Source organism: Scytonema sp. HK-05 (assembly GCF_963872035.1).
Classification (GTDB): Bacteria; Cyanobacteriota; Cyanobacteriia; order Cyanobacteriales; family Nostocaceae; genus Kalymmatonema.
In genome coordinates this window covers 124,923-151,053 of the sequence record NZ_CAWMYC010000013.1, presented here as the reverse complement: position 1 = coordinate 151,053, position 26,131 = coordinate 124,923, and the positions used below count along the sequence as shown (strand labels likewise).

Here is a 26,131-nt window from a genome sequence, read left to right as displayed (position 1 = left end):
ATGGGCAACATTTCTGAGAGAGTAGAAAAATTATCTGAATCGCAACGACTTCTTCTGGCGTTGAAGGAAGCGCGAACCAAACTTGAGGCGGTTGAGCGTTCAAAAACAGAGCCGATCGCAATTATTGGTCTCGGCTGTCGGTTCCCAGGGGGTGCTCACGATCCAGATAGTTACTGGAGACTCATGCGTGATGGTGTAGATGCGATTGTAGAAATTCCCCGTGACCGCTGGAATATTGATGCTTACTATGACCCAGACCCTGATGCCCAAGGGAAAATGTACATCCGTATGGGTGGATTTCTGCAACAACAGGTAGACCAGTTCGACCCCGTGTTTTTTGGGATTTCTGCTCGGGAGGCGGCGAGCATAGATCCGCAGCAGCGGTTACTGTTAGAGGTGAGCTGGGAAGCTTTGGAAAGGGCTGGAATTGCACCAAAGTCTCTAGCTGGTAGCCGAACTGGCGTTTTCGTAGGAATCGGTCAAAATGATTACGGACAATTGCAACTTTCCAGTGACCCTACAAGTATCAGCGTTTATGACGGCACGGGTAATGGCTTTTGCTTTGCGTCTGGTCGATTGTCTTATATTCTAGGGCTACAAGGTCCAAGCGTATCTATGGATACTGCTTGCTCTTCTTCGTTGGTGGCTATCCATTTAGCTTGTAAAAGCCTCCGCACGGGAGAGTGCGATATGGCTTTGACTGGCGGCGTACAATTGATGTTGTCACCAGGAGCAAATATTTTTCTATCTAGGTCTCATGCCCTCTCCCCTGATGGTCGCTGCAAGACCTTCGATGCCGCAGCTAATGGTTTTACTCGAGGCGAGGGCTGCGGGATTTTAGTCCTCAAGCGTCTCTCGGATGCTGAAGCAGATCGGGACAACATCTTAGCTGTGATTCGGGGTTCAGCAATGAACCACGATGGACCAAGTAGTGGTTTGACGGTTCCCAATGGCTCGGCTCAACAAGTGCTGATTCGGCAAGCACTGAAGAACGCGAAGGTAGAACCGTCGGAAATAAACTATGTCGAAGCTCATGGTACGGGAACGCCTTTGGGAGACCCGATTGAGGTAAGAGCTTTAGGAGCTGTGCTGGGTGAAGGGCGATCGCCAGACAACCCTGTGATCATTGGTTCGGTGAAAACCAACATCGGTCACTTGGAAGCATCAGCAGGAGTCGCAGGTTTAATTAAGGTGGTGCTTTCCCTGCAACACAACGAAATTCCAGCTCACCTGCACTTCAAACAGCCGAGTCCTTACATCAACTGGGATGAGCTGCCAGTGAAGGTGCCAACGTCGCCGATACCTTGGTTTCCAGGAGAAAAGCGGCGGTTGGCAGGAGTCAGTTCCTTTGGGCTAAGTGGTACCAACGCTCATATAGTCTTGGAAGAGGCACCAGTATCAAAGCCTGTACAAGCTGAAGTGGAGCGCCCGTTGCATCTGCTAACGCTATCGGCAAAGACTCAAGAGGCACTGTTACAGTTAGCACGAAAATATGAGAATCATCTAGCTGTCAATCCGTCGTTAGATATAAAAGACATTTGTTATACTGCCAATGCGGGTCGAACTCATTTCAGCGATCGCCTTGCTTTAATTGCGTCCTCATCTGCACAACTGCGTGAACAGCTAGCAAACTTCTCTAGCCGACAGGAAACAGCACAGGTATTTCAAGGACACAGCAGCAGTTTGCCCAAAGTAGCTTTCCTGTTCACAGGTCAGGGGTCTCAATATGTGGGTATGGGACGCCAACTGTACGAAAATGCGCCGGTTTTCCGCGCCGCCCTTGATCAGTGCGATGAAATTCTGCGTCCATACTTGGGGCAATCGCTACTGCAAGTTTTGTATCCTGAACCAGGGGAAAGTTCACCACTAGACCAAACCGCTTACACTCAACCTGCCCTATTCGCTATAGAGTATGCTTTGGTGCAACTGTGGAAATCCTGGGGCATTCATCCTGATGCTGTCATGGGTCATAGTGTTGGAGAATACGTAGCTGCCACTGTCGCGGGAGTATTGAGTTTACAGGATGGACTGAAGCTGATAGCCCACAGAAGCCGCCTGATGCAGAGTCTACCTGCTGGTGGTGAAATGGTGGCAGTGTTTGCTTCGGAAAAAGAAATACGTGAAATTACTAAGACAAACGATAATATAGTAGGATTTGCAGCCTTTAATGGACCGCGAAACACGGTGATTTCTGGCTCTGCACAGGCAGTTCAAGCAGTTTGTGCTGACTTAGAGGCAGCAGGAATAAAGACCAAAAAGCTACAAACCTCTCACGCCTTCCACTCACCGTTGATGGAGCCGATACTCGCTCAATTCGCTGAGGTGGCTAATCAGGTAAGTTATGCTGCTCCCAAAATTCCCATCATCTCCAACCTTACAGGTTCTCAACTGACATTCGAGGAGATATCGGCTGATTACTGGTGTCGTCATTTGCGCTCTGGTGTACAATTTGCCAAAAGTCTCAACACACTTCATGAACGTGGTTATGAGGTATTTGTGGAGATAGGACCAAAACCAACGTTGTTGGGGATGGGGCGCAATTGTTTACCAGAAGAGGTGGGAGTTTGGTTGCCTTCCTTGCGCTCAGGACAGGAAGATTGGCGGGTATTACTCCAGAGTTTAGGGGAACTATATGTGCGTGGAGCAGACGTAGATTGGTCGGGCTTTGACCGGGACTACGGGGGTCGGCGTGTGATGTTGCCCACCTATCCCTTCCAACGACAGCGCTATTGGGTGGAAAAGGCTCACAGCGATTATCAACAAGCATTACCATCCCAACCACAAATCCAGACATCAATTGTCAATCTGCTGCATCACGGCAATGTAAAACAGTTAGCACAGCAGCTAGAGGGAGCAAGCAATTTCTCACAAGAGCAGATGAAAATGCTGCCCCAGTTGCTAGAAGCCCTGGTTACGCAACACCGACAAGAAGTACAAGCTGCTGTCATTAAAGATTGGCTCTATGAAGTACAGTGGCAACAGATGCCGCAGCGGTTGCAGACGCCCGAACAGGAAGGCTTAGAGTACCCACCAGGAACTTGGGTGGTTTTTGCCGACGCTAGTGGTGTGGGACAAGCCCTAGGAGAAATTTTACAACGGCGTGGGCAGAACTGTGTTCTGGTTTATACTGGGGAGGCATATCAAACCTTAAAAACAGGAACTTGGAGCATCAACCCAACCAGCCCTGAGGACTATGAGCGTCTGTTTCAGGAGGTATTAGGGACCGGAGTTCCGCCATTAAAGGGCATAATCCACCTTTGGAGTTTAGAGGCGGCTTTGCCAGATGCACTGTGCATCACAACTCTGGAGCAGGCGCAGAACTTGGGTTCTAGAAGCGTATTGTATTTGCTCCAGACGGTGGTCAAGCATTATGAATCACCCTCACCCCGATTGTGGTTAGTGACACGGGGAGCGGTGCCAGCCGGTTCAGAGCTTCCTGGGGTGGCGCAAGCGCCTCTATGGGGGTTAGGCAAAGTCCTGGCGCTGGAACACCCAGAATTGTGGGGCGGAATGCTCGATTTAGCTCCGGAATATACTGGTGATGAAGCCACAGAGTTGTTAGCAGAAATAGAGAATTCTTTTGGGGAAGACCATATTGCCTTTCGCAACGGCGATCGCTATGTCGCTCGCTTGGTACCCAAGCAACAGGAAGAATCCAAACAGGTGAGGTTGCATTCAGATGGCACTTACCTAATTTCTGGCGGTTTGGGTGCTTTGGGACTAAAAGTAGCCCGCCTGCTGATGTCCCTGGGAGCGAGACAATTGGTGCTGACTGGGCGCAACACTGCTTCCGATGAAGCACAATCAACCCTGAGGGAATTGGAACAACTAGGAGCCAAGGTATTCCTCCAAAAGGTAGATGTATCCGATGAAGCGGATATGGTGAAATTACTTGAGACAGTCCAGGCAACAATGCCACCGTTGCGAGGAATTGTTCATGCTGCCGGAGTTTTAGATGACGGCATCTTGCAACAGCAGTCGTGGGAACGCTTTAGTAGAGTAATGGCTCCCAAGGTAAGAGGGGCTTGGAATCTACACACCTTGACCGATGGTCTACCGTTAGACTTCTTTGTTGTATTTTCTTCAGCAGCTTCATTACTCGGCTCGCCAGGTCAAGGGAATTACGCAGCAGCCAACAGCTTCATGGATGTTCTGGCTCATTATCGCCGTTCCCAAGGATTACCAGGATTGAGCATCAATTGGGGACCTTGGGCTGAGGTGGGGATGGCAGCAAGCAAGGCAAACCGTCACGAAGCTGCCAACGCGATGGGACTCGATAGCATCGCTCCAGAGCTTGGATTGCAGGTGCTAAAACAACTGTTACAAGTCAGTTCACAGATTGGGGTGCTACCAATCGATTGGTCAATTTTGAGGCAGCAATTAAGCCTAGCTGGTGGTCAACTGCCGCCGTTGCTCTTTGAATTTACTAAAACAGAAACCCAGGAGCAAACTGAGTTGGCATCGGTGCGACGGTCTGATATTCTACCACGATTGTCGCAGGCTCAAAATAGCGATCGCTTGGATCTCTTAGTAGCCTACCTGCAATCGGCTGTCATTAAGGTTTTGGGGTTTGACGGATCGTTAATTTTAAATCCACAGCAGGGCTTGGTGGAATTAGGCCTTGATTCTTTAATGGCTGTTCAACTCAAAAACGCGATCGCAACTGACCTTAATCTCAATGTTCCTCTAGAAAAGTTCATTGATGGTTCTACCATTGTGCAACTAGCAGAGCTATTACTTGACGAATTAGCCATAATAACCACAAGGCCATCGGTATCCCCATCTTCCCCCTTAGAAAATGATTTGGAGGTAATCAAACTACCAGTAGAAGTCTGCTCTACCTCTGCATCTCTTGCATCAGCAGCTACATCAAGCCAGGACAGTTGGATAGAGGGTGAATTATGAATTTAGTTGAGTTTTTGCAAGAGCTTTCGGCAAAGAATGTAGAACTGTGGGTCGATAGCGGCAAACTGCGCTATCGAGGTCCTCAAGATGTATTAACTCCAGAATTATTAAACGATATTAAGCGAGTTAAGGAAAAAATTATACTGCTGCTGCAAAAGCATAGTGAGACGGCTCAAACCATTCCTCTGTGTCCTATAGAACGGAATGGACACATACCACTGTCGTTTGCTCAGCAACGTATGTGGTTTCTACAGCAGTTAGAGCCAGAAAGCGCCTTTTACAACCTGCCGGCGGCTATGCGTTTTGAAGGTCAGCTTAATGTCAGTGCCCTTGAGTACAGTATCAATTACATCATCAGCCGCCACGAAGTTCTACGCACTAACTTTATTCAGGTAGAGGGACAACCCTTTCAAATCATCCACCCTGCCCGTTCCTTGACACTGACTGTTGTGGATTTGCGTTTACACGGCGTATCCGAGTTTGCTGAAAGTGAACTAGAAATCTATTGCCAGCAATTAGCTATAGAAGAAACCCAACGCCCGTTTGACTTGGCAACTGAGGCGCTAGTGCGGGCTAGTTTGTTCAAGCTTACAGAGACAGAACACATCCTGCTACTGGTGATGCACCATATAGTTTCAGATGGTTGGTCAATGGGTGTACTCATCCGGGAGATAACAGCAGTCTATCAAGCTGTGTGCAGTCAAAAGCCAATTTCGTTACAAAAGTTGCCGATTCAGTACGCTGATTTTGCTCATTGGCAGCAGCAGTGGTTGCAACAAGAAGTGCTAAGGAAGCAGCTGGGATACTGGAAAGAACAACTTCAAGGCGCGACCGCTTTGTTGGAACTGCCAACAGACCGACCGCGACCAGCAATTCAAACTTATGGGGGGGCTAGTGAAAAATTCGTACTCTCCCAGGATCTGTGTGAGGCACTGACTGCCTTAAGCCAGCGGCAAGGCGTAACGCTGTTCATGACGCTTTTAGCAGCGTTTCAAACATTGCTGTATCGCTACACCAATCAGACTGACGTCTGTGTGGGCACACCGATAGCTAATCGCAATGGCAGCGAAATAGAGGGCTTAATTGGATTATTTCTCAACACTTTAGTGCTACGCAGCAATTTGTCTGGCAACCCTACTTTTAGCGATTTACTGTTGCAAGTACGCAAAGTAGCACTCGACGCTTACGCCCATCAAGACGTGCCATTTGAGCAGTTAGTCGAGCAATTGCAGCCAAAGCGTTCTTTAAGCTATACACCGCTGTTCCAAGTGATGTTTGTGCTACTGAATGCGCCGATGCCAAAGTTGGAGCTTCCCGACTTAAAGCTCTCTGTGTTGCCAATCGAAAATTCAACTGCTAAGTTTGACATAACTCTCCTTCTGGAGAATACCGCTGGTGGTTTAAGTGGGTTCATCGAATACAACACTGATTTGTTTGACGCCGCCACGATTGCGCGGATGGTACAACACTATCAAACTCTACTAGAAGCAGTTGTTGCCAATCCCCATCAGAAGGTATCAGAACTACCACTGCTAACTACCACCGAACAACATCAGATGCTGGTGGAGTGGAATAACACCCAAGCAGACTACCCCAAACAATTGTGTCTGCATCAATTGTTTGAGCAGCAGGTGCAGAAAACACCGGACGCTGTGGCAGTGGTGTTTGATTCTCAACAACTAACCTACAGTGAGTTAAACGCCAAAGCCAACCAACTGGCACATCACCTAGTTTCATGCGGTGTCGGACCGGAAGTATTGGTTGCTATTTGTGCAGAACGCTCAACTGATATGTTAGTGGGAATGCTGGCAATTCTGAAGGCGGGAGGTGCATATGTACCCCTCGACCCAATTTACCCACCGGAGCGATTAGCGTACATTCTAGAAGACGCTTGTATCTGTGTGCTACTTACACAAAAAGCGCTCTTTGACAAGCTGCCCGACGTACATGGGCTTATTATCTACTTAGACTCAGATTTGCCTGTTTCCCAAAGTTCGTCCAACCCGAACACCAATGTCTGCCCCGAGAACCTAGCTTATGCCATCTACACAAGCGGTTCCACTGGACGACCCAAAGGAGTACAAATTTGCCACCGCGCCGTGGTGAATTTCTTAACCTCAATGTCCGCTCAACCGGGGATAGTACCAGAAGATGTGCTGGTGGCGGTAACAACTATTACCTTTGACATTGCCGCGTTGGAGTTATTCCTACCATTGAGCACAGGCGCACGGCTCGTCCTTACCCCCGATTTGATGGTCGATGGTGGTCAAAGCACTGCCGCCTTAGCGACATCAAGCGCCACAGTGATGCAAGGCACACCAGCCACTTGGCGAACACTGATGCAAGTCGGCTTCGTTGGCAACCCGCAATTGAAAATACTCTGTGGTGGTGAAGCTCTCTCGCGCGAACTTGCAACTCAATTACTTGAGCGTGCAGACACCTTATGGAATATGTACGGTCCGACTGAGACCACCATTTGGTCTGCAGTGTCTCAAGTACAAGCAGGTTCTGGCTCGGTATCTATAGGTCAGGCGATCGCCAACACCGAATTCTACATCCTCGATACCAATAATCAACCAGTACCAGTAGGTGTGGCAGGTGAATTGCACATTGGTGGCGATGGCTTGGCGCGTGGCTACCTCAACCGCCCGGAGTTGACGGCTGAAAAGTTCATTCCCAACCCGTTTGGCGATGCGGGGAGTCGCTTGTACAAAACAGGGGATTTAGTCCGCTACAAAACAGATGGCAACATCGAGTATATCGGACGTATTGACCACCAGGTGAAAGTGCGTGGCTTCCGGATTGAACTGGCAGAAATTGAGGCAGTGTTGAGTCAACACCCAATTGTGCAACAAGCTGTTGTTATTGCCAAAGAGATTGCAGGTGACAAGCGCTTAGTTGCATACTTGATACCCCAGAATGAGGCAACACCAGAAATCGGTGAGTTGCGCTCGTTCCTCAAACAGCAACTGCCTGAGTACATGGTGCCATCTTATTTTGTGGTGCTTGATAAGCTACCGCTCACACCAAATGGCAAAGTTGACCGCAAAGCACTACCAGATCCGGAGCACACTCGAGTAGAAGCCGAAGCATACGTTGCACCCCGAAACGAGGTTGAGCGAATCCTAAGTAGTGTTTGGCAAGAGGTGCTGAATCTGGAGAAGGTGGGTGTCAACGACAATTTCTTTGAACTCGGCGGTCATTCACTGCTGATCATCCAAGTTCATAGCAAACTTAATAATAAGCTACTTGGAATTAACAGAGATATTTCAGTAGTTGATTTGTTTAAATATCCAACTATAAGTACTTTGGCACAATATCTCGGTCAAGAGCAGGGTATAAACGCACCTACTAGGCAAAAAATTAATGACCGTGCCAGCAAGCAAATAGAAGCTCTAAAACGACAACCACTCATTAAACAAAGAAAGAAGACCAATGGATAACTGGGAAACACACGATGGAATGGATGCGATCGCTGTAATCCGCATGGCGGGTCGTTTTCCAGGAACCAAGAATGTTGATAAGTTTTGGCAGAATCTGCGCGACGGTGTTGAGTCCATTTCATTGATTGGTGAACAAGAGGAGATAGAGCTATGAAAACTATTGAAGAGTTTTTGTCTTATCTCTGCACATTGGATGTAAAGCTGTGGGCGGATGGTGTTAACGGAGTTGCGACCCAGGAGGCACGTCTGCGGTGTAGCGCCCCCGAGGGAGTACTGACACCATCTCTGCGTACTCAATTGCAAGAGCGCAAAGCAGAAATCCTCGCGTTTCTGCAAAAGACTAATCTGGCTTCAAGTTCCAGTCTAGCCCCGATTCTGCCGATTTCACGCTCGGAAAAGCTACCTCTGTCGTTTGCCCAACAACGCTTGTGGTTTCTACAGCAGCTCGAACCCGAAAGTGGCTTTTACAACATTCATGTGCAGGTACGCCTTGAAGGTCAGCTTGATGTCACTGCCCTAGAGTACAGTATCAATCACATCATTAGCCGCCACGAAGTCCTACGCACCAATTTTATTCAGGTAAATGGACAAGCGATGCAAGTGATTGCCAACAGCGTGAAGATAACATTGGCAGCCGTAGACTTGCAACACTTAGAGCCACAAGCGCGAGAAAGCACCTGCCGACAATTGATCCTTGAAGACGCAGCGCAACCGTTTGACCTGGCAACTGAGGCACTAGTGCGGGGTAGTTTGTTCAAACTGGCAGAAAAAGAACACGTCTTGCTACTGGTGATGCACCATATCGTTTCAGATTGGTGGTCAATAGGCGTACTGATGAGCGAGTTAGGAGCAATCTACCAAGCTGTGTACAATAATGTACCGATTCCCCTGCCTGAGTTGCCGATTCAATACGCTGATTTTGCTCATTGGCAGCAGCAGTGGTTGCAGGGGGAGGAACTGAGGAAGCAGGTGGGATACTGGAAAGAACAACTTCAAGGTGCGACCGCTTTGTTGGAACTGCCAACCGACCGACCGCGACCAGCAATTCAAACTTACGGGGGGGCTACTGAAAAATTTATACTCTCCCAGGAACTGTGTGACGCGCTGACTGCCTTAAGTCAGCGACAAGGCGTAACGCTGTTCATGACGCTCTTAGCAGCGTTTCAAACATTGCTGTATCGTTACACCAATCAGACTGACATTTGTGTCGGCACACCGATCGCCAACCGCAATCGCGCCGAAACAGAGGGGTTATTCGGGTTATTCCTCAACACTTTAGTGCTGCGCAGCAATTTGTCTGGAAACCCCAGTTTTCTTGATTTACTATCACAAGTGCGGCAAGTTGCCCTTGGTGCTTACGCTCATCAAGACCTGCCATTTGAGCAGTTGGTCGAGCAATTGCAGCCAGAGCGTTCTTTAAGCCACACCCCGCTGTTCCAAGTGATGTTTGTGCTGCATAATACACCGATGCAAGTGTTGCAGCTTCCCAACTTAACGCTCTCTCCATTGGAACTCGAAAGCTCAACTGCCAAGTATGATTTGACCCTAACGTTAAAGAACACCGCCCAAGGATTCAGTGAAGACACAGCGGTTGGATTGAGTGGGTTTCTTGATTACAATACAGATTTGTTTGACGCCGCCACAATTGCGCGGATGGTACAACACTATCAAACTTTACTGGAAGCGGTTGTTGCCAATCCCCATCAGAAGGTATCAGAACTACCACTACTAAGTGAGCGTGAACAACATCAGCTCTTACGAGAGTGGAACGATACCCAAGCAGACTACCCCAAACAATTGTGTCTGCATCAGTTGTTTGAGCAACAGGTCGAGAAAACACCCGATGCAGTAGCAGCGGTGTTTGATTCGGAAGAACTAACCTACAGTGAGTTAAACGCCAAAGCTAACCAACTGGCACATCACCTAGTTTCATTGGGTGTCGGACCAGAAGTATTGGTCGCCATTTGTGCAGAACGCTCAACTGATATGTTAGTCGGGCTGCTGGCAATCCTCAAAGCGGGTGGCGCATATGTACCCCTCGACCCGATCTACCCACCAGAGCGATTGGCGTATATCCTAGAAGACTCCTGTGCCCGTGTACTGCTTACACAACAGGCGGTAGCGGACAAACTACCCGATTTCAAGGGGCGTGTTGTCTACTTAGACTCAAATTTGCCCATATCCCAAAGTTCGTCCAACCCGAACAGCAATGTCTGCCCCGAGAACCTAGCTTATGCCATCTACACAAGCGGTTCCACCGGACGACCCAAAGGAGTACAAATTTGCCACCGCGCCGTGGTGAATTTCTTAACCTCAATGGCAGATCAACCGGGGATAGTACCAGAAGATGTGCTGGTGGCGGTAACAACTATTACCTTTGATATTGCCGCGTTGGAGTTGTTCCTACCATTGAGTACAGGCGCACGCGTCGTCCTCACCCCCGATTTAATGGTCGATGGTGGTCAAAGCACTGCCGCCTTAGCAACATCAAGCGCCACAGTGATGCAAGGCACACCAGCCACTTGGCGAACACTGATGCAAGTCGGCTTCGTTGGCAACCCGCAATTGAAAATACTCTGTGGCGGTGAAGCTTTGTCTCGGGAACTGGCAACTCAATTACTTGAGCGCGCAGACACCTTATGGAATATGTACGGTCCGACTGAGACCACCATTTGGTCTGCGGTGTCTCAAGTACAGGCAGGTTCTTCGGTGTTCATAGGTCAGGCGATCGCGAACACCCAATTCTACGTCCTGGATACCAATAATCAACCAGTACCAGTAGGTGTGGCAGGTGAATTGCACATTGGTGGCGATGGCTTGGCGCGTGGCTACCTGAACCGACCGGAGTTAACGGCGGAAAAATTCATTCCTGACCCCTTTGGCGAAGCTGGTTCAAGGCTGTACAAAACCGGAGATTTAGTTCGCTACAAAACAGATGGCAACATCGAGTATATTGGACGCATTGACTACCAGGTGAAAGTGCGTGGCTTCCGGATTGAATTGCCGGAAATTGAGGCACTGTTGAGTCAACATCCAACTGTGCAGCAAGCCGTTGTTATTGCTAAAGAGATTGCAGGCGACAAGCGCTTAGTTGCATACTTGGTACCCCAAGCTGAGGCAGCGCCTGCAACCGGTGAGTTGCGCTCGTTCCTCAAACAGCAACTACCTGAGTACATGGTGCCATCTTATTTTGTGGTATTGGAGTCCTTACCACTTACACCTAATGGCAAAGTTGACCGCAAAGCACTACCAGATCCGGAGCACACTCGAGTAGAAGCCGAAGCATACGTTGCACCCCGAAACGAGGTTGAGCGAATCCTAAGTAGTGTTTGGCAAGAGGTGCTGAATCTGGAGAAGGTGGGTGTCAACGACAATTTCTTTGAACTCGGCGGTCATTCACTTCTGGTCATCCAAGTTCATAGCAAACTGAATAATAAGTTACTCGGAATTAACAGAGATATCTCAGTCGTTGACTTATTTAAATATCCAACTATAAGTACTTTGGCACAATATCTCGGTCAGGAACAGGATGCTCCTGTACCAACTAGGCAGAAAAGCAATGACCGTGCCAGCAAGCGCATAGAAGCTCTAAAACGACAACCACTCATTAAACAAAGGAAGAAGACCAATGGATAACTGGGAAACACACGATGGTTTGGAACCAATCGCTATCATTGGCATCGCTGGTCGTTTTCCAGGAGCCAAGAATGTTGATGAGTTTTGGCAGAATTTGCGCGACGGTGTTGAGTCTATTTCATTTTTCACTGATGAGGAATTAGAGGCTTCAGGCATAGACCCAGCATTACTGAAGAACCCAAACTACGTCAAAGCAAATGGTTGGTTAGAAGACGTAGAGAAGTTTGACGCCTCATTCTTCGGGTTTACACCTAAAGAAGCTGAAATTATGGACCCCCAACACCGCCTGTTTTTGGAGTGTGCTTGGGAAGTTCTGGAAAATGCTGGTTATGACTCTGAAGCATACGATGGTCAAATTGGTGTTTATGCTGGTGCTGGTCTGAATGCCTACTTACTCTATAACCTAATTTCAAACCGCGACCAAATCGAATCGATAGGCACTTATCAAACTTTTATTAGCAATGATAAGGATTTTGTACCTACGCGAGTTTCTTACAAGCTCAACCTAAAGGGACCGAGTCTTAATATTAGCACTGCCTGCTCTACATCATTAGTGGCTGTGCAAATGGGATGCCAGAGCTTGCTGAATTACCAGTGTGATATGGTCATAGCTGGCGGCGTTTCCATCGGGATAACACAAAAAACAGGTTATTTGTATCAAGAAGGCATGATTCTTTCTCCCGATGGACATTGCCGAGCTTTTGATGCCCAATCTCAGGGAACTATTGGTGGCAACGGTGTAGGAACCGTCCTTCTGAAGCGTCTATCGGATGCCATTGCTGATGGAGACTACATCCATGCAGTCATAAAAGGTTCAGCTATTAACAACGACGGTTCGTTAAAAGTTGGTTACACTGCTCCTAGTGTGGAAGGTCAAGCAGCAGTGATTTCAGAGGCTCAAGCCATAGCTGGGGTTGACGTCGAAACAATCACTTATATAGAAGCACACGGAACCGGAACAGTTCTGGGAGACCCGATTGAAATCGCCGCGCTGACACAAGCTTTTCGTGGCACAACCGAAAAGAAAGGCTTCTGTGCGATCGCTTCGGTGAAAACAAATATTGGACATTTAGATACAGCGGCTGGTATTGCAGGTCTGATTAAGACAGTCCAAGCGCTTAAACACAAGTTTTTACCACCGAGCCTACATTTTGAAAAGCCCAATCCCAAAATTGATTTTGCTAATAGTCCCTTTTACGTCAACACGACTCTAAGCGAATGGAAAACCGACGGAACTAAGCGCCGAGCAGGGGTCAGTTCTTTTGGCATCGGGGGGACTAATGCCCATGTCATCCTAGAAGAAGCGCCTACGATTGAGCCTTCTGGAAAATCTAGACCTTGGCAGTTGCTGCTTCTCTCAGCTAAAACCGACTCTGCACTTGATACTGCAACTGCAAATCTAGCGGCACACTTAAAAGAGCATCCTGAAATTAACCTCGCTGATGTTGCTTACACGCAAAGCATTGGTCGCCGTGCTTTCGAGCATCGACGGATACTGGTTTGCCAAGATATTAACGAGGCGGCAAATGCACTCAATCCCCTAGATCCAAAACAAGTTTTTACAAGCTTCATAGAACCCAAGGCGCGACCTGTGGTGTTCATGTTTTCGGGACAGGGAGCGCAGTACGTTAATATGGCTCTAGAACTTTACCAGACAGAGCCGACATTTCGCGAGCAGGTGGATATTTGCTCAGAACTCCTCAAGCCCCACTTGAAACTAGATCTGCGCGATGTGCTGTTCCCAAGCGGAAAACTCACCGAAGTTGCTACACAGCAAATTACACAGACAGCGATCGCACAACCAGCGCTCTTTGTGATTGAGTACGCCTTGGCTAAGTTATGGATCGAATGGGGAGTGCATCCTCAAGCGATGATTGGTCATAGCATCGGTGAATATGTTGCAGCGTGTTTGGCAAATGTTTTCTCCCTGGAAGATGCCTTAGCCTTAGTCACTGCACGGGGACAGCTGATGCAACAACTGCCCTCAGGAGCAATGCTCTCGGTTCCTCTCCCAGAAAACAAGGTGCAAACCCTCTTGGGCAAGGAACTTTCCCTAGCTGCAGTCAACGGACCGAACTTTTGCGTAGTTTCAGGTATCACTGAGGCTGTGGAGGCATTAGAGAAGCACTTAGCACAACAAGGAGTGGAGTGCCGTCGTCTACATACCTCCCATGCCTTCCATTCAAAAATGATGGAACCCATACTTGAGACGTTCACTCAGCAAGTCAAAAAAGTCAGCTTAAACCCCCCAGAAATTGCATACGTCTCCAACGTCTCGGGTACTTGGATTACTGCAGCAGAAGCAACAAATCCAGAGTATTGGGCAAACCATCTGCGCTCCACAGTACGCTTTGCTGACGGTGTGCAACAGTTCTTGAATGACTCAGAGCAAATTCTGCTGGAAGTCGGTCCAGGACGGACATTAAGCACATTAGCCAGACAGCATCCAAATAAGGCAGCTCAGCAACTCGTGCTTTCTTCGTTACGCCATCCGCAAGACCGCCAATCGGATGTTGCTTTCTTGCTCACGACATTAGGCAAACTCTGGCTTGCTGGCGTACAGGTGGATTGGTCAAGATTTTATGCCCGTGAGCAGCGTCATCGCCTCCCCTTGCCAACTTATCCTTTTGAGCGCCAGCGTTACTGGCTTGAGCCACGAGATCTAGCAGATACTGTTAATACTGTCAAGGTAAGTAGAGAAGAGATTTTGTCTTCAGCATCTCTACCACCCAAAAACCCAAACATTGCCGACTGGTTTTACATTCCTTCCTGGAAACGCTCCCCACTCAGCGCCCGTAAACGAGATGAACTGCCAGTTCAGTCGAATACACTTGTGTTTATTGATGAGTGTGGCTTAGGTTCTCAACTGGTGAAAAAACTGGAACTTGAGGGACACAATGTCATTACCGTGAAGGTCGGGTCGGATTTTACAAAGTTGAGGGACGATGTATATACCTTAAATCCCGGACAAGGTAATGACTACAATACCCTGCTTAATGAACTACGCACACTGGGCAAAACTCCACAAACAATTGTTCATTTATGGAATGTCACGCCGAACAGTGAAGCAGAATTAGGACTTGAATCGATTGACAAATCTCAATATTTAGGGTTTAATAGCTTGCTGTTTCTAGCACAAGCCATTGGGAAACAAACTATTAATGACAAGCTGCATATCGCGGTTGTTTCCAACAATATGCAGGAAGTCACAGGTGTTGAGGTGCTATGTCCACAGAAAGCAACTCTACTTGGACCTGTTAAGGTCATAGCGCAAGAATACCAAAATATTAGCTGTTGCAGTATTGATGTTGTGATTCCTCCAAAAGGAAGTCGGCTGGAGGAAGAACTCACAGAACAGCTACTGGCAGAACTGACAACTCAATCTTCTGACAAGGTTATTGCTTATCGTGGTCTTCATCGTTGGGTACAAACTTTTGAACCAATTCAGTTGGATAAATCCAACGAAGCGACACCACAGTTAAGGAAAGGAGGAGTCTATCTAATTACGGGTGGACTTGGAGGTATTGGACTTGTGCTGGCGGAATATTTGGCGAAAACTGCACAAGCCAAACTCATTCTGATCGGACGTTCAGCTTTGCCCCTAAAAGAGGAGTGGGAACAATGGCTTGCTAGTCATGAAGTTGAGGATAGCGTTAGCCTAAAAATTCGGAAAGTTCAGGAACTGGAAGAACTCGGTGCTGAGGTTTTGGCGATCGCAGCAGATGTCAGCAATCAGCAACAAATGCAAGAAGCTATTGCTACAGCAAAGAACCGATTTGGTGAGATTAATGGAGTCATTCATGCCGCAGGAGTTCCAGGAGGCGGTGTAATTCAAGGCAAAACTCGAGATGGCGTAGAGAAAATCCTAGCACCCAAAGTGAAAGGCACGGTAGTTCTCGATTCTATCTTTAAAGATACTCCGCTAGATTTCTTTGTTCTGACATCATCCATTACTGCAATCATCGCAGGTGTGGGGCAGGTAGATTATGCTTCTGCAAATGCCTTTCTTGACGCCTTTACTCACTACAAGAATTCCAAACGTGGCACTTTCACGGTATGTACTAACTGGGATACTTGGCAAGAAGTGGGCATGGCAGTAAACGTAGCGCTACCAGCCGAATTCCAAAAAATGCGTAATGAGATGCTTAAAGGTGCGATCGCGCCCGATGAAGGTGTAGATGCCTTCAGCCGCATTTTGGAAAGTAAATTGTCCCAAGTTGTGATATGTCCCAGAGATTTACAAATTCGGGAAGACTGGGAAAATACTCCAAAAGATTTGTCGGAACCGCTAGAAAAGACAATCTCATCAAGACCAACGCATCCAAGACCTGAACTCAGTAATGCTTATGTTGCTCCTGGCAATGAACTTGAGCAAACTATTGCCAATATCTGGCAACAGTTACTTGGAATTGAGCAAGTGGGCATTCACGACAACTTCTTTGAATTAGGGGGACATTCCTTGCTGGCTACTCAACTCATTTCTAGGATACGCGAAACCTTGCAAGTTGAGTTGCCTTTAAACAGCTTGTTTGAGGAGTCTAGTGTAGCAGGACTCGCCGAGCGCATAGAAAGAATTCATTCGATAGTACAACAAATACACGCTGTTCCTAATGATATGGCGAACAACCGAGAGGAGATAGAGTTATGAAAACTATCGAAGAATTTTTGTCTTACCTATCCAGTTTGGATATAAAGTTGTCGGCGGATGGGGAGCGCCTGCGGTGTAGCGCTCCTGAGGGAACACTGACACCGTCGTTGCGTGGTCAGTTGCAAGAGCGTAAAGGAGAAATCCTCGCTTTTCTGCAAAAGGCGAATGTGACCTCAAGTTCCACTCAAGCTGCGATTCTCCCCGTTTCACGAGAAGAAAAACTACCTCTGTCGTTTGCCCAACAACGCTTGTGGTTCCTACAGCAGTTAGAGGCTAACAGTGGCTTTTACAACATCGCGGCGGCAGTGCGTTTTGAAGGTCATCTCTACAATATCGCTGCCCTTGAGTCCAGTCTCAATCACATCATCAGCCGCCATGAAGTTCTACGCACCAACTTTCTAACAGTAGATGGGCAAGCGATGCAAGTGATTGCCAGCAGCAAGACCATAAAACTGGTGATCGTTGACTTGCAACACTTAGAGCCAACAGAGCGAGAAAGCGCTTGCCGACAATTGAGAATTGAAGAAGTAGCGCAGCCGTTTGACCTCGAAACTGATCTATTAGTGCGGGCTAGTTTGTTCAAGCTGACAGAAAAAGAACACGTCCTGCAACTGGTGATGCACCACATGGTTTCAGATTGGTGGTCAATGGGCGTGTTGGTGAACGAGTTAGCAGCAGTCTACCAAGCTACGTCTAATGATCTACCAATACCGCTGCCAGAGTTGACCATTCAGTACGCCGACTTTGCTTATTGGCAACAGCAGTCATTGCAACAAGAAGTGCTGAGAAAGCAGCTGGCATACTGGAAGGAACAATTAACGGGTGCGACCTCTTTGTTGGAACTGCCCACCGACCGACCGCGACCAGCGATTCAAAGTTACCGGGGGGCAATTGAGAAATTCTCACTCTCGAAAGAACTGAGCGAGGCGATCGCTGCCTTGAGCCAGAAACAAGGAGTGACGCTGTTCATGACGCTGTTGGCAGCATTCCAAACATTGCTGTATCGCTACACCGACCAGACTGACATCTGTGTGGGTACACCAATTGCCAATCGTAATCGTCGCGAAACCGAGGGGTTAATTGGGTTATTCGCCAACACTTTAGTACTACGTAGCAATTTGTCTGGTAACCCCAGTTTTAGCGATTTACTGTCGCAAGTGCGGAAAGTTGCTCTTGGTGCTTATGCCCATCAAGACACGCCCTTTGAGCAGTTAGTCGAACAATTGCAGCCACAGCGTTCTTTAAGCCACACACCACTGTTCCAAGTGATGTTTACGCTGCAAGCGCCGCTATCAGACTTGCAATTTCCCGGCTTAACAGGAAGTTTATTAGCAGCCGAAAGCACCACAGCCAAGTTTGATTTGACTCTAGTTGTGGAAAACACAAGCGCTGGATTGATGGGGGTTATCGAATACAGCACTGACTTATTTGATGCTGCCACCATCACGCGCATGGCACAACACTACCAAAGTATAGTGGAAGCAGTTGTCGCCAATCCCCATCAGAAGGTATCAGAACTACCGCTGTTAAGTGCCGCAGAAAAACATCAAATACTGGTGGAGTGGAATAACACCTCAACAGACTACCCTCAACAACAGTGTCTGCATGAGTTATTTGAGCAGCAGGTGCAGAAGACACCAGATGCGGTAGCAGTAGTATTTGATTCACAACAGCTCACCTACCGCGAATTAAATGCCAAAGCTAACCAATTGGCACACTACCTACTCAAATTGGGAGTGGGACCAGAAGTGTTGGTGGGTGTGTGTGTTGAGCGTTCTGTCCTTATGGTAGTCGGATTGTTGGGCATACTCAAGGCGGGCGGAGCTTACGTGCCAATCGACCCAGAGTATCCACAAGAACGCTTGGCATATATGCTCTCTGACAGTAATGTGAAAGTGCTGTTGACTCAGGAAAAATTAGTCACAAGACTTGAACAACAGCAGGCGCAACTGGTGTGTTTGGATACAAACTGGCAAGCTATCAGTCATTCAAGCCAAGAAAATCCACGCTCGGGAGTGTTACCGCATCACCTAGCTTATGTGATATACACTTCGGGCTCTACAGGCAAGCCAAAAGGCGCGATGAACACGCACTCTGGAGTTTGTAATCGCCTCTCTTGGATGCAGGATGCGTACGTACTAACACCAGAAGACAGAGTCTTACAGAAAACGCCATTTAGCTTCGATGTCTCGGTGTGGGAATTCTTCTGGCCATTAATGACTGGCGCACGCCTAGTGGTGGCGCAACCGGGAGGACATCGAGATAGTGCATATCTGGTGAATTTGATAGCCAAAGAGCAGATTACCACACTGCATTTCGTGCCCTCAATGCTGCAGGTATTCCTAGAAGAAAAAGGTCTCTCTAGTTGCAGTTGCTTGCGGCAAGTGTTCTGTAGTGGCGAAGCCCTGCCAAAAGAATTGGAACAGAGATTTTTTGCACGCCTGGGCTGCAGTTTGCACAATCTGTATGGACCGACAGAAGCAGCAATTGATGTTACTTACTGGCAATGCCAACCAAACAGTGAACTGTTGAGTGTGCCAATTGGTCGAGCGATCGCCAATACACAAATTTACATTCTCGACCGCAACAATCAGCCAGTACCAGTCGGTGTGGCAGGGGAGTTGCACATTGGTGGTGTGGGTTTAGCAAGAGGCTACCTCAACCGTCCAGAATTGACGGCAGAAAAATTTATTCCCAACCCGTTTGCAACTGACAAATCGAGCCAACGCTTGTACAAAACAGGCGATTTAGTCCGCTATCTTCCTGATGGCAACATCGAGTATCTAGGACGCATTGACCATCAGGTGAAGATTCGTGGCTTCCGTATTGAGTTGGGAGAAATTGAGGCAGTTCTGGGGCAACACCCAAATGTGCGCGAAACTGTAGTCATCGCCACACAAGAGGTGGTAGGCGCGCAGCGGTTGGTAGCATATTTAGTAGCAAACCAGCAACCAGCACCAACGACAGGTGAGTTGCGTGCTTTCCTCAAACAAAAGCTGCCGGAATACATGCTTCCAAGTGCTTTCGTGGTACTTGATACCTTACCACTGACACCGAATGGCAAACTAGACCGTCGCGCCTTACCCAAACCATCTGGGGAACCGGAACTCTCCCAAGGCTTTGTCGCGCCCAGAACGCCGACCGAAGAAATACTGGCAAACATTTGGGCATCGGTGTTGGGAATCGAGTCGGTAGGCATCCATGACAACTTCTTTGAACTTGGTGGCGATTCGATTCTGAGTATTCAAATCATAGCCAAAGCCAATACTGCTGGAGTGCAACTGAGTGCAAAGCAGATGTTTGAGCATCAAACAATTGCTGAGTTGGCAGCAGTCGCTTCTGTTGTGGGTGAAAATCAAGCACAACAAGACGTGGTGAGTGGGGCATTACCACTGACACCAATTCAGCAGTGGTTCTTCGAGCAAAATTACCCGGTTTCAGCACACTGGAACCAAGCGGTAATGTTAGAAATGCCACCAGGTATACAGCCAAATCTTTTACAGCAAGTGGTGCACTCAATGCTAGTACACCATGATGCCCTGCGCTTGCGTTTTGAGAAAACCGAGTCCGGGTGGGTGCAGATGAATGCGCCTGTGGATAATAAGGTGCCGTTCACAGTTGTGGATTTATCAGCACTACCACAATCAGAACAACTTGCAGCAATAGAAGCAAAAGCAGCAGAACTCCAAGCGAGCTTGAATTTGTCAAATGGACCACTGGTGCGAGTAGCGTGGTTAAATCTCGGCCATGAGTTAAACTCTCGGTTGTTGGTGGTTATCCACCACTTGGCAGTCGATGGGGTGTCATGGCGGATTTTGTTGGAAGATTTGCAAACAGCCTACTCGCAACTATCTGCTGGTGGAGCGATACAACTGCCACCCAAAACCACAGCGTTTAAAGATTGGGCGCAACTGCAGTTGGAGTATGTACAATCACAAGATTTGCAACACCACTGGGATTTTTGGCTTTCACAATCAAAACAGCCATCGGCAAACATACCACTAGACTATCCCAATGGTGCAAATACCGAAGCATCTGCACGTACAGTGTCGGTGTCGTTATCAGTTGAAGAAACGCGTGCATTACTGCAAGAGGTGCCAAAAGCGTACAACACACAAATCAACGATGCGTTGCTCACAGCCTTGGTGCAGGTGTTAGCCAACTGGACGCAATCAAGTCATGTGCTGTTCAACTTGGAAGGACACGGACGAGAAGATTTCTTGGATTCTGTGAACGTATCACGCACTGTGGGATGGTTTACCACCATCTTTCCGGTGGTCGTACAGTTAGCAACAAACTCGCCAGGGGAAGCGTTAAAGTCAATCAAAGAGCAACTGCGTCGCATTCCTTCTCAAGGGATTAGCTATGGCTGGTTGCGCTATCTTCTAGAAGACGCAGAAATTACCGCCCAACTGCAAGCACAACCAAAAGCTCAAGTCCTTTTCAACCATTTGGGTCAATTTGACTCGGTTCTACAGACATCAGCACTGTTTCAACTCGCTGACGAATCGAGCGGTCCTAGCCGTAGCCCCCAAAACCACCGCAGCCATTTGCTTGAGGTCAATACCATGATCATCGGCTCTCAGTTGCGAGTCGATTGGACATACAGTGACAACTTACACCAATCCAGCACAATTGAGAGCCTGGCGCACGAGTTTTTGCAAGCGTTGCGCGGGCTTGTTGCTCATTGTTTGGCTCCTGAGGCTGGCGGTTATACACCTTCTGATTTTCCACTTGCACCACTTAACAATGTTGTACTTGAGCAATTGTTGAGCAATGTTGTGCCCCCGCAAGGGATAACCACAAGCAACTGGAAAAATATTGCCGATATCTATCCATTATCCTCAGTGCAGCAGGGGATGCTGTTCCACACGCTTTATGCTCCCGATTCTGGAGTATATTGCCAACAGTTTAGCTGTACTTTTGCAGGAAATCTGGATGTTGAGGCATTCACTGCAGCATGGCAGCAAGTAGTAGCACGGCATGTGGTCTTGCAAACTGCTTTCACATGGAAGTACTCAGAGCAGCCGCTACAGGTGGTGTACCGACAGGTGAAACTACCATTAGAGATTTATTCTTGGACCGGGCTATCTCCACAAGAGCAGCAGCAACAACTGGCGACTTTCATAGAACAAGACCAGCAGCGTGGCTTTGAACTGTCCAAAGCACCACTAATGCGCCTGACCCTAATTCAAATGTCAGATGATGTCTACCAGTTTGTCTGGAGTTATCATCACATACTTCTAGATGGATGGTCACTGCCATTGGTGTTCACTGAAGTGCTGGGCTATTACAAAGCATTATCTGTGGGGCAAGAGTTACATCTACCACCGAGTCGTTCCTACCGCGAGTACATTGCTTGGTTACAAAAGCAGAACTTGAAAGCAGCAGAAGAATTTTGGCGGCAAACACTTCAGGGCGTGACAGCACCAACGCCGTTGCTAGTGGACAAAACACACCAAAGCAATCAAGTGCAACAAAGCTCAAGCAGCCACAGCGAAGAGATTCTTACGCTATCAACTGCAGCAACAACAGCGCTGGTATCTTTTGCACGAAAGCATCAACTGACGTTGAACACCTTAGTGCAAGCAGCTTGGGCAATACTGCTCTCACGATACAGTGGCGAAAGCGACGTGGTGTTCGGCGTGACTGTCTCAGGTCGTTCCCCAGCCATCAAAGGCGTAGAATCGATAGTTGGGCTATTTATCAACACCCTGCCAATGCGGGTGGGAATGTCGGATGAGGACACAGTTCTACCTATTCTCAAGGAAATACACAAGCAACAAGTTGAAATCAGTACTTACGAGTACACTCCACTGGTACAGATTCAGCGTTTGAGTGATGTGCCGCAAGGACTGCCGTTGTTTGAAAGCATCGTGGTGTTTGAGAATTATCCAGTAGATGCAGCTTTACAACAGCAAAACTCGAACCTGCGCATCGGTGATGTCCGTACCATAGAGCAGACCAACTATCCACTCACGGTTATCGCTCAGCCTGGAGTGGAATTATCGTTGCGCTTCATCTACGATACTCAGCGCTTTGAGAGTGCAAGTGTCACACGCATGATGGAGCATTTCCAAACCCTGCTACAGGGTTTCATCGCCAATCCCGACCAAAAGCTGTCGCACATACCGCTGTTAAGTGCCGCAGAAAAACATCAAATACTGGTGGAGTGGAACAACACCTCAATAGACTACCCTCAACAACAGTGTCTGCATGAGTTATTTGAGGAACAGGTGCAGAAGACACCAGATGCTATTGCTGTGGTGTTTGAAGAGCAATGCTTGACCTACCGCGAATTAAATGCCAAAGCCAACCAACTAGCACACTACCTACTCAAGTTGGAAGTGGGACCAGAAGTGTTGGTGGGTGTGTGTGTTGAGCGTTCTGTCCTTATGGTAGTCGGATTGTTGGGCATACTCAAAGCGGGTGGGGCTTACGTACCAATCGACCCAGAGTACCCGCAAGAACGCTTGGCATATATGCTCTGTGACAGTAATGTGAAGGTGCTGTTGACTCAGGAAAAATTAGTCACAAGGCTTGAACAACAGCAGGCGCAACTGGTGTCTTTGGATACAGAGTGGCAAGCTATCAGTTCCTCAAGCCAAGAAAATCCAGGCGCTCTTGTGTTACCCCATCACCTGGCTTATGTGATATACACTAGCGGCTCTACAGGCCAGCCAAAAGGCGCGATGAACACTCACTCTGGAGTTTGCAATCGCCTCTCTTGGATGCAGAATGCGTACGTACTAACACCAGAAGACAGAGTCTTACAGAAAACACCATTTAGTTTCGACGTTTCGGTATGGGAATTCTTCTGGCCATTAATGACTGGCGCACGTCTAGTGGTGGCGCAACCGGGAGGACATCGAGATAGTGCGTATCTGGTGAGTTTGATTGCCAAAGAGCAGATTACCACACTGCATTTCGTCCCCTCAATGCTACAGGTGTTCTTAGAAGAACAAAATCTCTCTAGTTGCAGTTGCTTGCGGCAAGTGTTCTGTAGTGGCGAAGCCCTGCCAAAAGAATTGGAACAGAGATTTTTTGCGCGCCTGGGCTGCAGTTTGCACAATCTCTATGGACCGACAGAAGCAGCAATTGATGTTACTTACTGGGAATGCCAACCAAACAGTGAACTGTTGAGTGTGCCAATTGGTCGAGCGATCGCCAATACACAAATTTACATCCTCGACCGCAACAATCAACCAGTACCAGTCGGTGTGGCAGGGGAATTGCACATTGGTGGAGTAGGTTTAGCACGCGGCTACCTCAACCGCCCAGAAACGACAGCCGAAAAATTCATCCCCAACCCCTTTAGTTCAGAACCAGGTTCTCGCCTGTACAAAACTGGTGACTTAGCCCGGTACAAGAGCGACGGCAATATAGAGTACATTGGTCGCGTTGACTTCCAAGTAAAAATACGTGGCTTCCGTATTGAGTTGGGAGAAATTGAGGCAGTGCTGGGGCAACACCCAAATGTGCGCGAAACTGTAGTCATCGCCACACAAGAGGTGGTAGGCGCGCAGCGGTTGGTAGCATACTTAGTAGCAAACCAGCAACCAGCACCAACGATAGGTGAGTTACGCACTTTCCTCAAACAAAAGCTGCCAGAATACATGCTTCCGAGTGCTTTCGTAGTACTCGATAGCTTACCACTGACACCGAATGGCAAACTAGACCGTCGTGCCTTACCCAAACCATTTGAGCAACCGGAAGTATCCCACAATTTTGTCGCACCCAGAACGCCAACAGAAGAAATACTGGCAAACATTTGGGCATCGGTGTTGGGAATCGAGTCGGTGGGCATCCATGACAACTTCTTTGAACTCGGTGGCGATTCGATTCTGAGTATTCAAATCATAGCCAAAGCCAATACTGCTGGAGTGCAACTGAGTGCAAAGCAGATGTTTGAGTATCAAACAATTGCTGAGTTGGCAGCAGTCACTTCTACAGTTGGGGCAAATCAAGCACAACAAGGAGTGGTGACTGGGACATTGCCACTGACACCAATTCAGCAGTGGTTCTTCGAGCAAAATTACCCGGTTTCAGCACACTGGAACCAAGCGGTAATGTTAGAAATGCCACCAGGTATACAGCCAAATCTTTTACAGCAAGTGGTGCACTCAATACTAGTACACCATGATGCCCTGCGCTTGCGTTTTGAGAAAACCGATTCTGGTTGGCAACAGATGAATGCACCTGTGGATGATACGGTGCCGTTTACAGTCGTAGATTTATCAACAATTTCACAATCAGAACAACTTGCAGCCATACAAGCAAAAGCAGCAGAACTCCAAGCCAGCTTGAATTTGTCAAGTGGACCACTGGTGCGAGTAGCGTGGTTCAATCTTGGTCATGAGTTAAACTCTCGGTTGTTGGTGGTTATCCACCACTTGGCAGTGGATGGGGTGTCATGGCGAATTTTATTGGAAGATTTGCAAACAGCCTACTCGCAACTATCTGCTGGTGGGGTGATACAATTACCACCGAAAACCACAGCGTTTAAAGATTGGGCGCAACTGCAGTTGGAGTATGTACAATCGCAAGATTTGCAACAGCACCGGGATTTTTGGCTGGTGCAATCACAACAGCAAGTGCCAAGCATACCACTAGACTATCCCAATGGTGCAAACACCGAAGCATCTGCACGTACAGTGTCGATGTCGTTATCAGTTGAAGAAACGCGTGCATTACTGCAAGAGGTGCCAAAAGCGTACAACACACAAATCAACGATGCGTTGCTCACAGCCTTAGTGCAGGTGTTAGGGAACTGGACGCAATCAAGTCATGTGCTGTTCAACTTGGAAGGACATGGACGAGAAGATTTCTTGGATTCGGTGAATGTCTCACGCACTGTGGGATGGTTTACCACCATCTTTCCGGTGGTCGTACAGTTAGCAACAAACTCGCTAGGGGAAGCGTTAAAGTCAATCAAAGAGCAATTGCGTCGCATTCCTTCTCAAGGGATTAGCTATGGCTGGTTGCGTTATCTACTAGAAGACGCAGAAATTACCGCCCAACTGCAAGCGCAACCAAAAGCCCAGGTCGTATTCAACCATTTAGGTCAATTTGACGGCGTTGTACAGACATCAGAACTGTTTCAACTCGCCGACGAATCGAGCGGTCCTAGCCGTAGCCCTCAAAACCACCGCAGCCATCTGCTTGAGGTCAATACCATGATCATCGGCTCTCAGTTGCAAGTCGATTGGACATATAGTGAAAACTTACACCACTCAACCACAATTGAGAGTGCTGCCCACGAGTTTTTGCAAGCGTTGCGGGGGTTGATTGCTCATTGTTTGGCTCCTGAGACTGGCGGTTATACACCTTCTGATTTTCCCGCAGCAGGCTTAAGCCAAACAGACCTTGACGAGTTATTTGCACAACTGGAAGAGGAGGTAGAGAGCTAAAAAATCACTTGGCAAACCGAACGTTCAAGTTCTGGCAGAACAATTGAAAAGCTGCATTGAGCAGGTACAGGCAGATAATTCAGCAATTA

General features: G+C 48.0%; 6 protein-coding genes. All 6 read left to right on the top strand.

Annotated features, from left to right (window positions below; genetic code table 11):
* From AACT52_RS03485 to AACT52_RS03460, 6 genes are read left to right on the top strand one after another with little or no spacing between them, the layout of a single operon-like run.
* Entirely contained in the window at nucleotides 1-4,905 is a 4,905-nt protein-coding gene (locus tag AACT52_RS03485; RefSeq protein WP_073629406.1) for a type I polyketide synthase, read from the top strand.
* Entirely contained in the window at nucleotides 4,902-8,348 is a 3,447-nt protein-coding gene (locus tag AACT52_RS03480) for a non-ribosomal peptide synthetase (RefSeq protein WP_083630173.1), read from the top strand. The genes AACT52_RS03485 and AACT52_RS03480 overlap by 4 nt, the downstream gene beginning before the upstream one ends.
* On the top strand, nucleotides 8,341-8,502 hold the full coding sequence (locus tag AACT52_RS03475; protein ID WP_143172735.1) for a beta-ketoacyl synthase N-terminal-like domain-containing protein: 162 nt from the start codon (nucleotides 8,341-8,343) through the stop codon (nucleotides 8,500-8,502). The genes AACT52_RS03480 and AACT52_RS03475 overlap by 8 nt, the downstream gene beginning before the upstream one ends.
* Nucleotides 8,499-11,984, top strand: a complete 3,486-nt coding sequence (locus AACT52_RS03470; RefSeq protein WP_073629404.1) for a non-ribosomal peptide synthetase — start codon at nucleotides 8,499-8,501, stop codon at nucleotides 11,982-11,984. Before AACT52_RS03475 ends, AACT52_RS03470 begins: the two co-directional genes overlap by 4 nt.
* The gene (locus AACT52_RS03465) at nucleotides 11,977-16,632 is read left to right on the top strand and encodes a type I polyketide synthase (RefSeq protein ID WP_073629402.1); all 4,656 of its coding nucleotides are present in this window, start codon (nucleotides 11,977-11,979) and stop codon (nucleotides 16,630-16,632) included. Before AACT52_RS03470 ends, AACT52_RS03465 begins: the two co-directional genes overlap by 8 nt.
* Entirely contained in the window at nucleotides 16,629-26,042 is a 9,414-nt protein-coding gene (locus tag AACT52_RS03460) for a non-ribosomal peptide synthetase (protein ID WP_073629400.1), read from the top strand. The genes AACT52_RS03465 and AACT52_RS03460 overlap by 4 nt, the downstream gene beginning before the upstream one ends.
* Nucleotides 26,043-26,131: the final 89 nt, after the last annotated feature.

Bases quoted from the DNA above. Each gene is read 5' to 3' on its own strand.
- AACT52_RS03475 (WP_143172735.1), top strand. From the start codon at position 8,341: ATGGATAACTGGGAAACACACGATGGAATGGATGCGATCGCTGTAATC.
- AACT52_RS03470 (WP_073629404.1), top strand. From the start codon at position 8,499: ATGAAAACTATTGAAGAGTTTTTGTCTTATCTCTGCACATTGGATGTA.
- AACT52_RS03460 (WP_073629400.1), top strand. From the start codon at position 16,629: ATGAAAACTATCGAAGAATTTTTGTCTTACCTATCCAGTTTGGATATA.
- AACT52_RS03485 (WP_073629406.1), top strand. From the start codon at position 1: ATGGGCAACATTTCTGAGAGAGTAGAAAAATTATCTGAATCGCAACGA.
- AACT52_RS03465 (WP_073629402.1), top strand. From the start codon at position 11,977: ATGGATAACTGGGAAACACACGATGGTTTGGAACCAATCGCTATCATT.
- AACT52_RS03480 (WP_083630173.1), top strand. From the start codon at position 4,902: ATGAATTTAGTTGAGTTTTTGCAAGAGCTTTCGGCAAAGAATGTAGAA.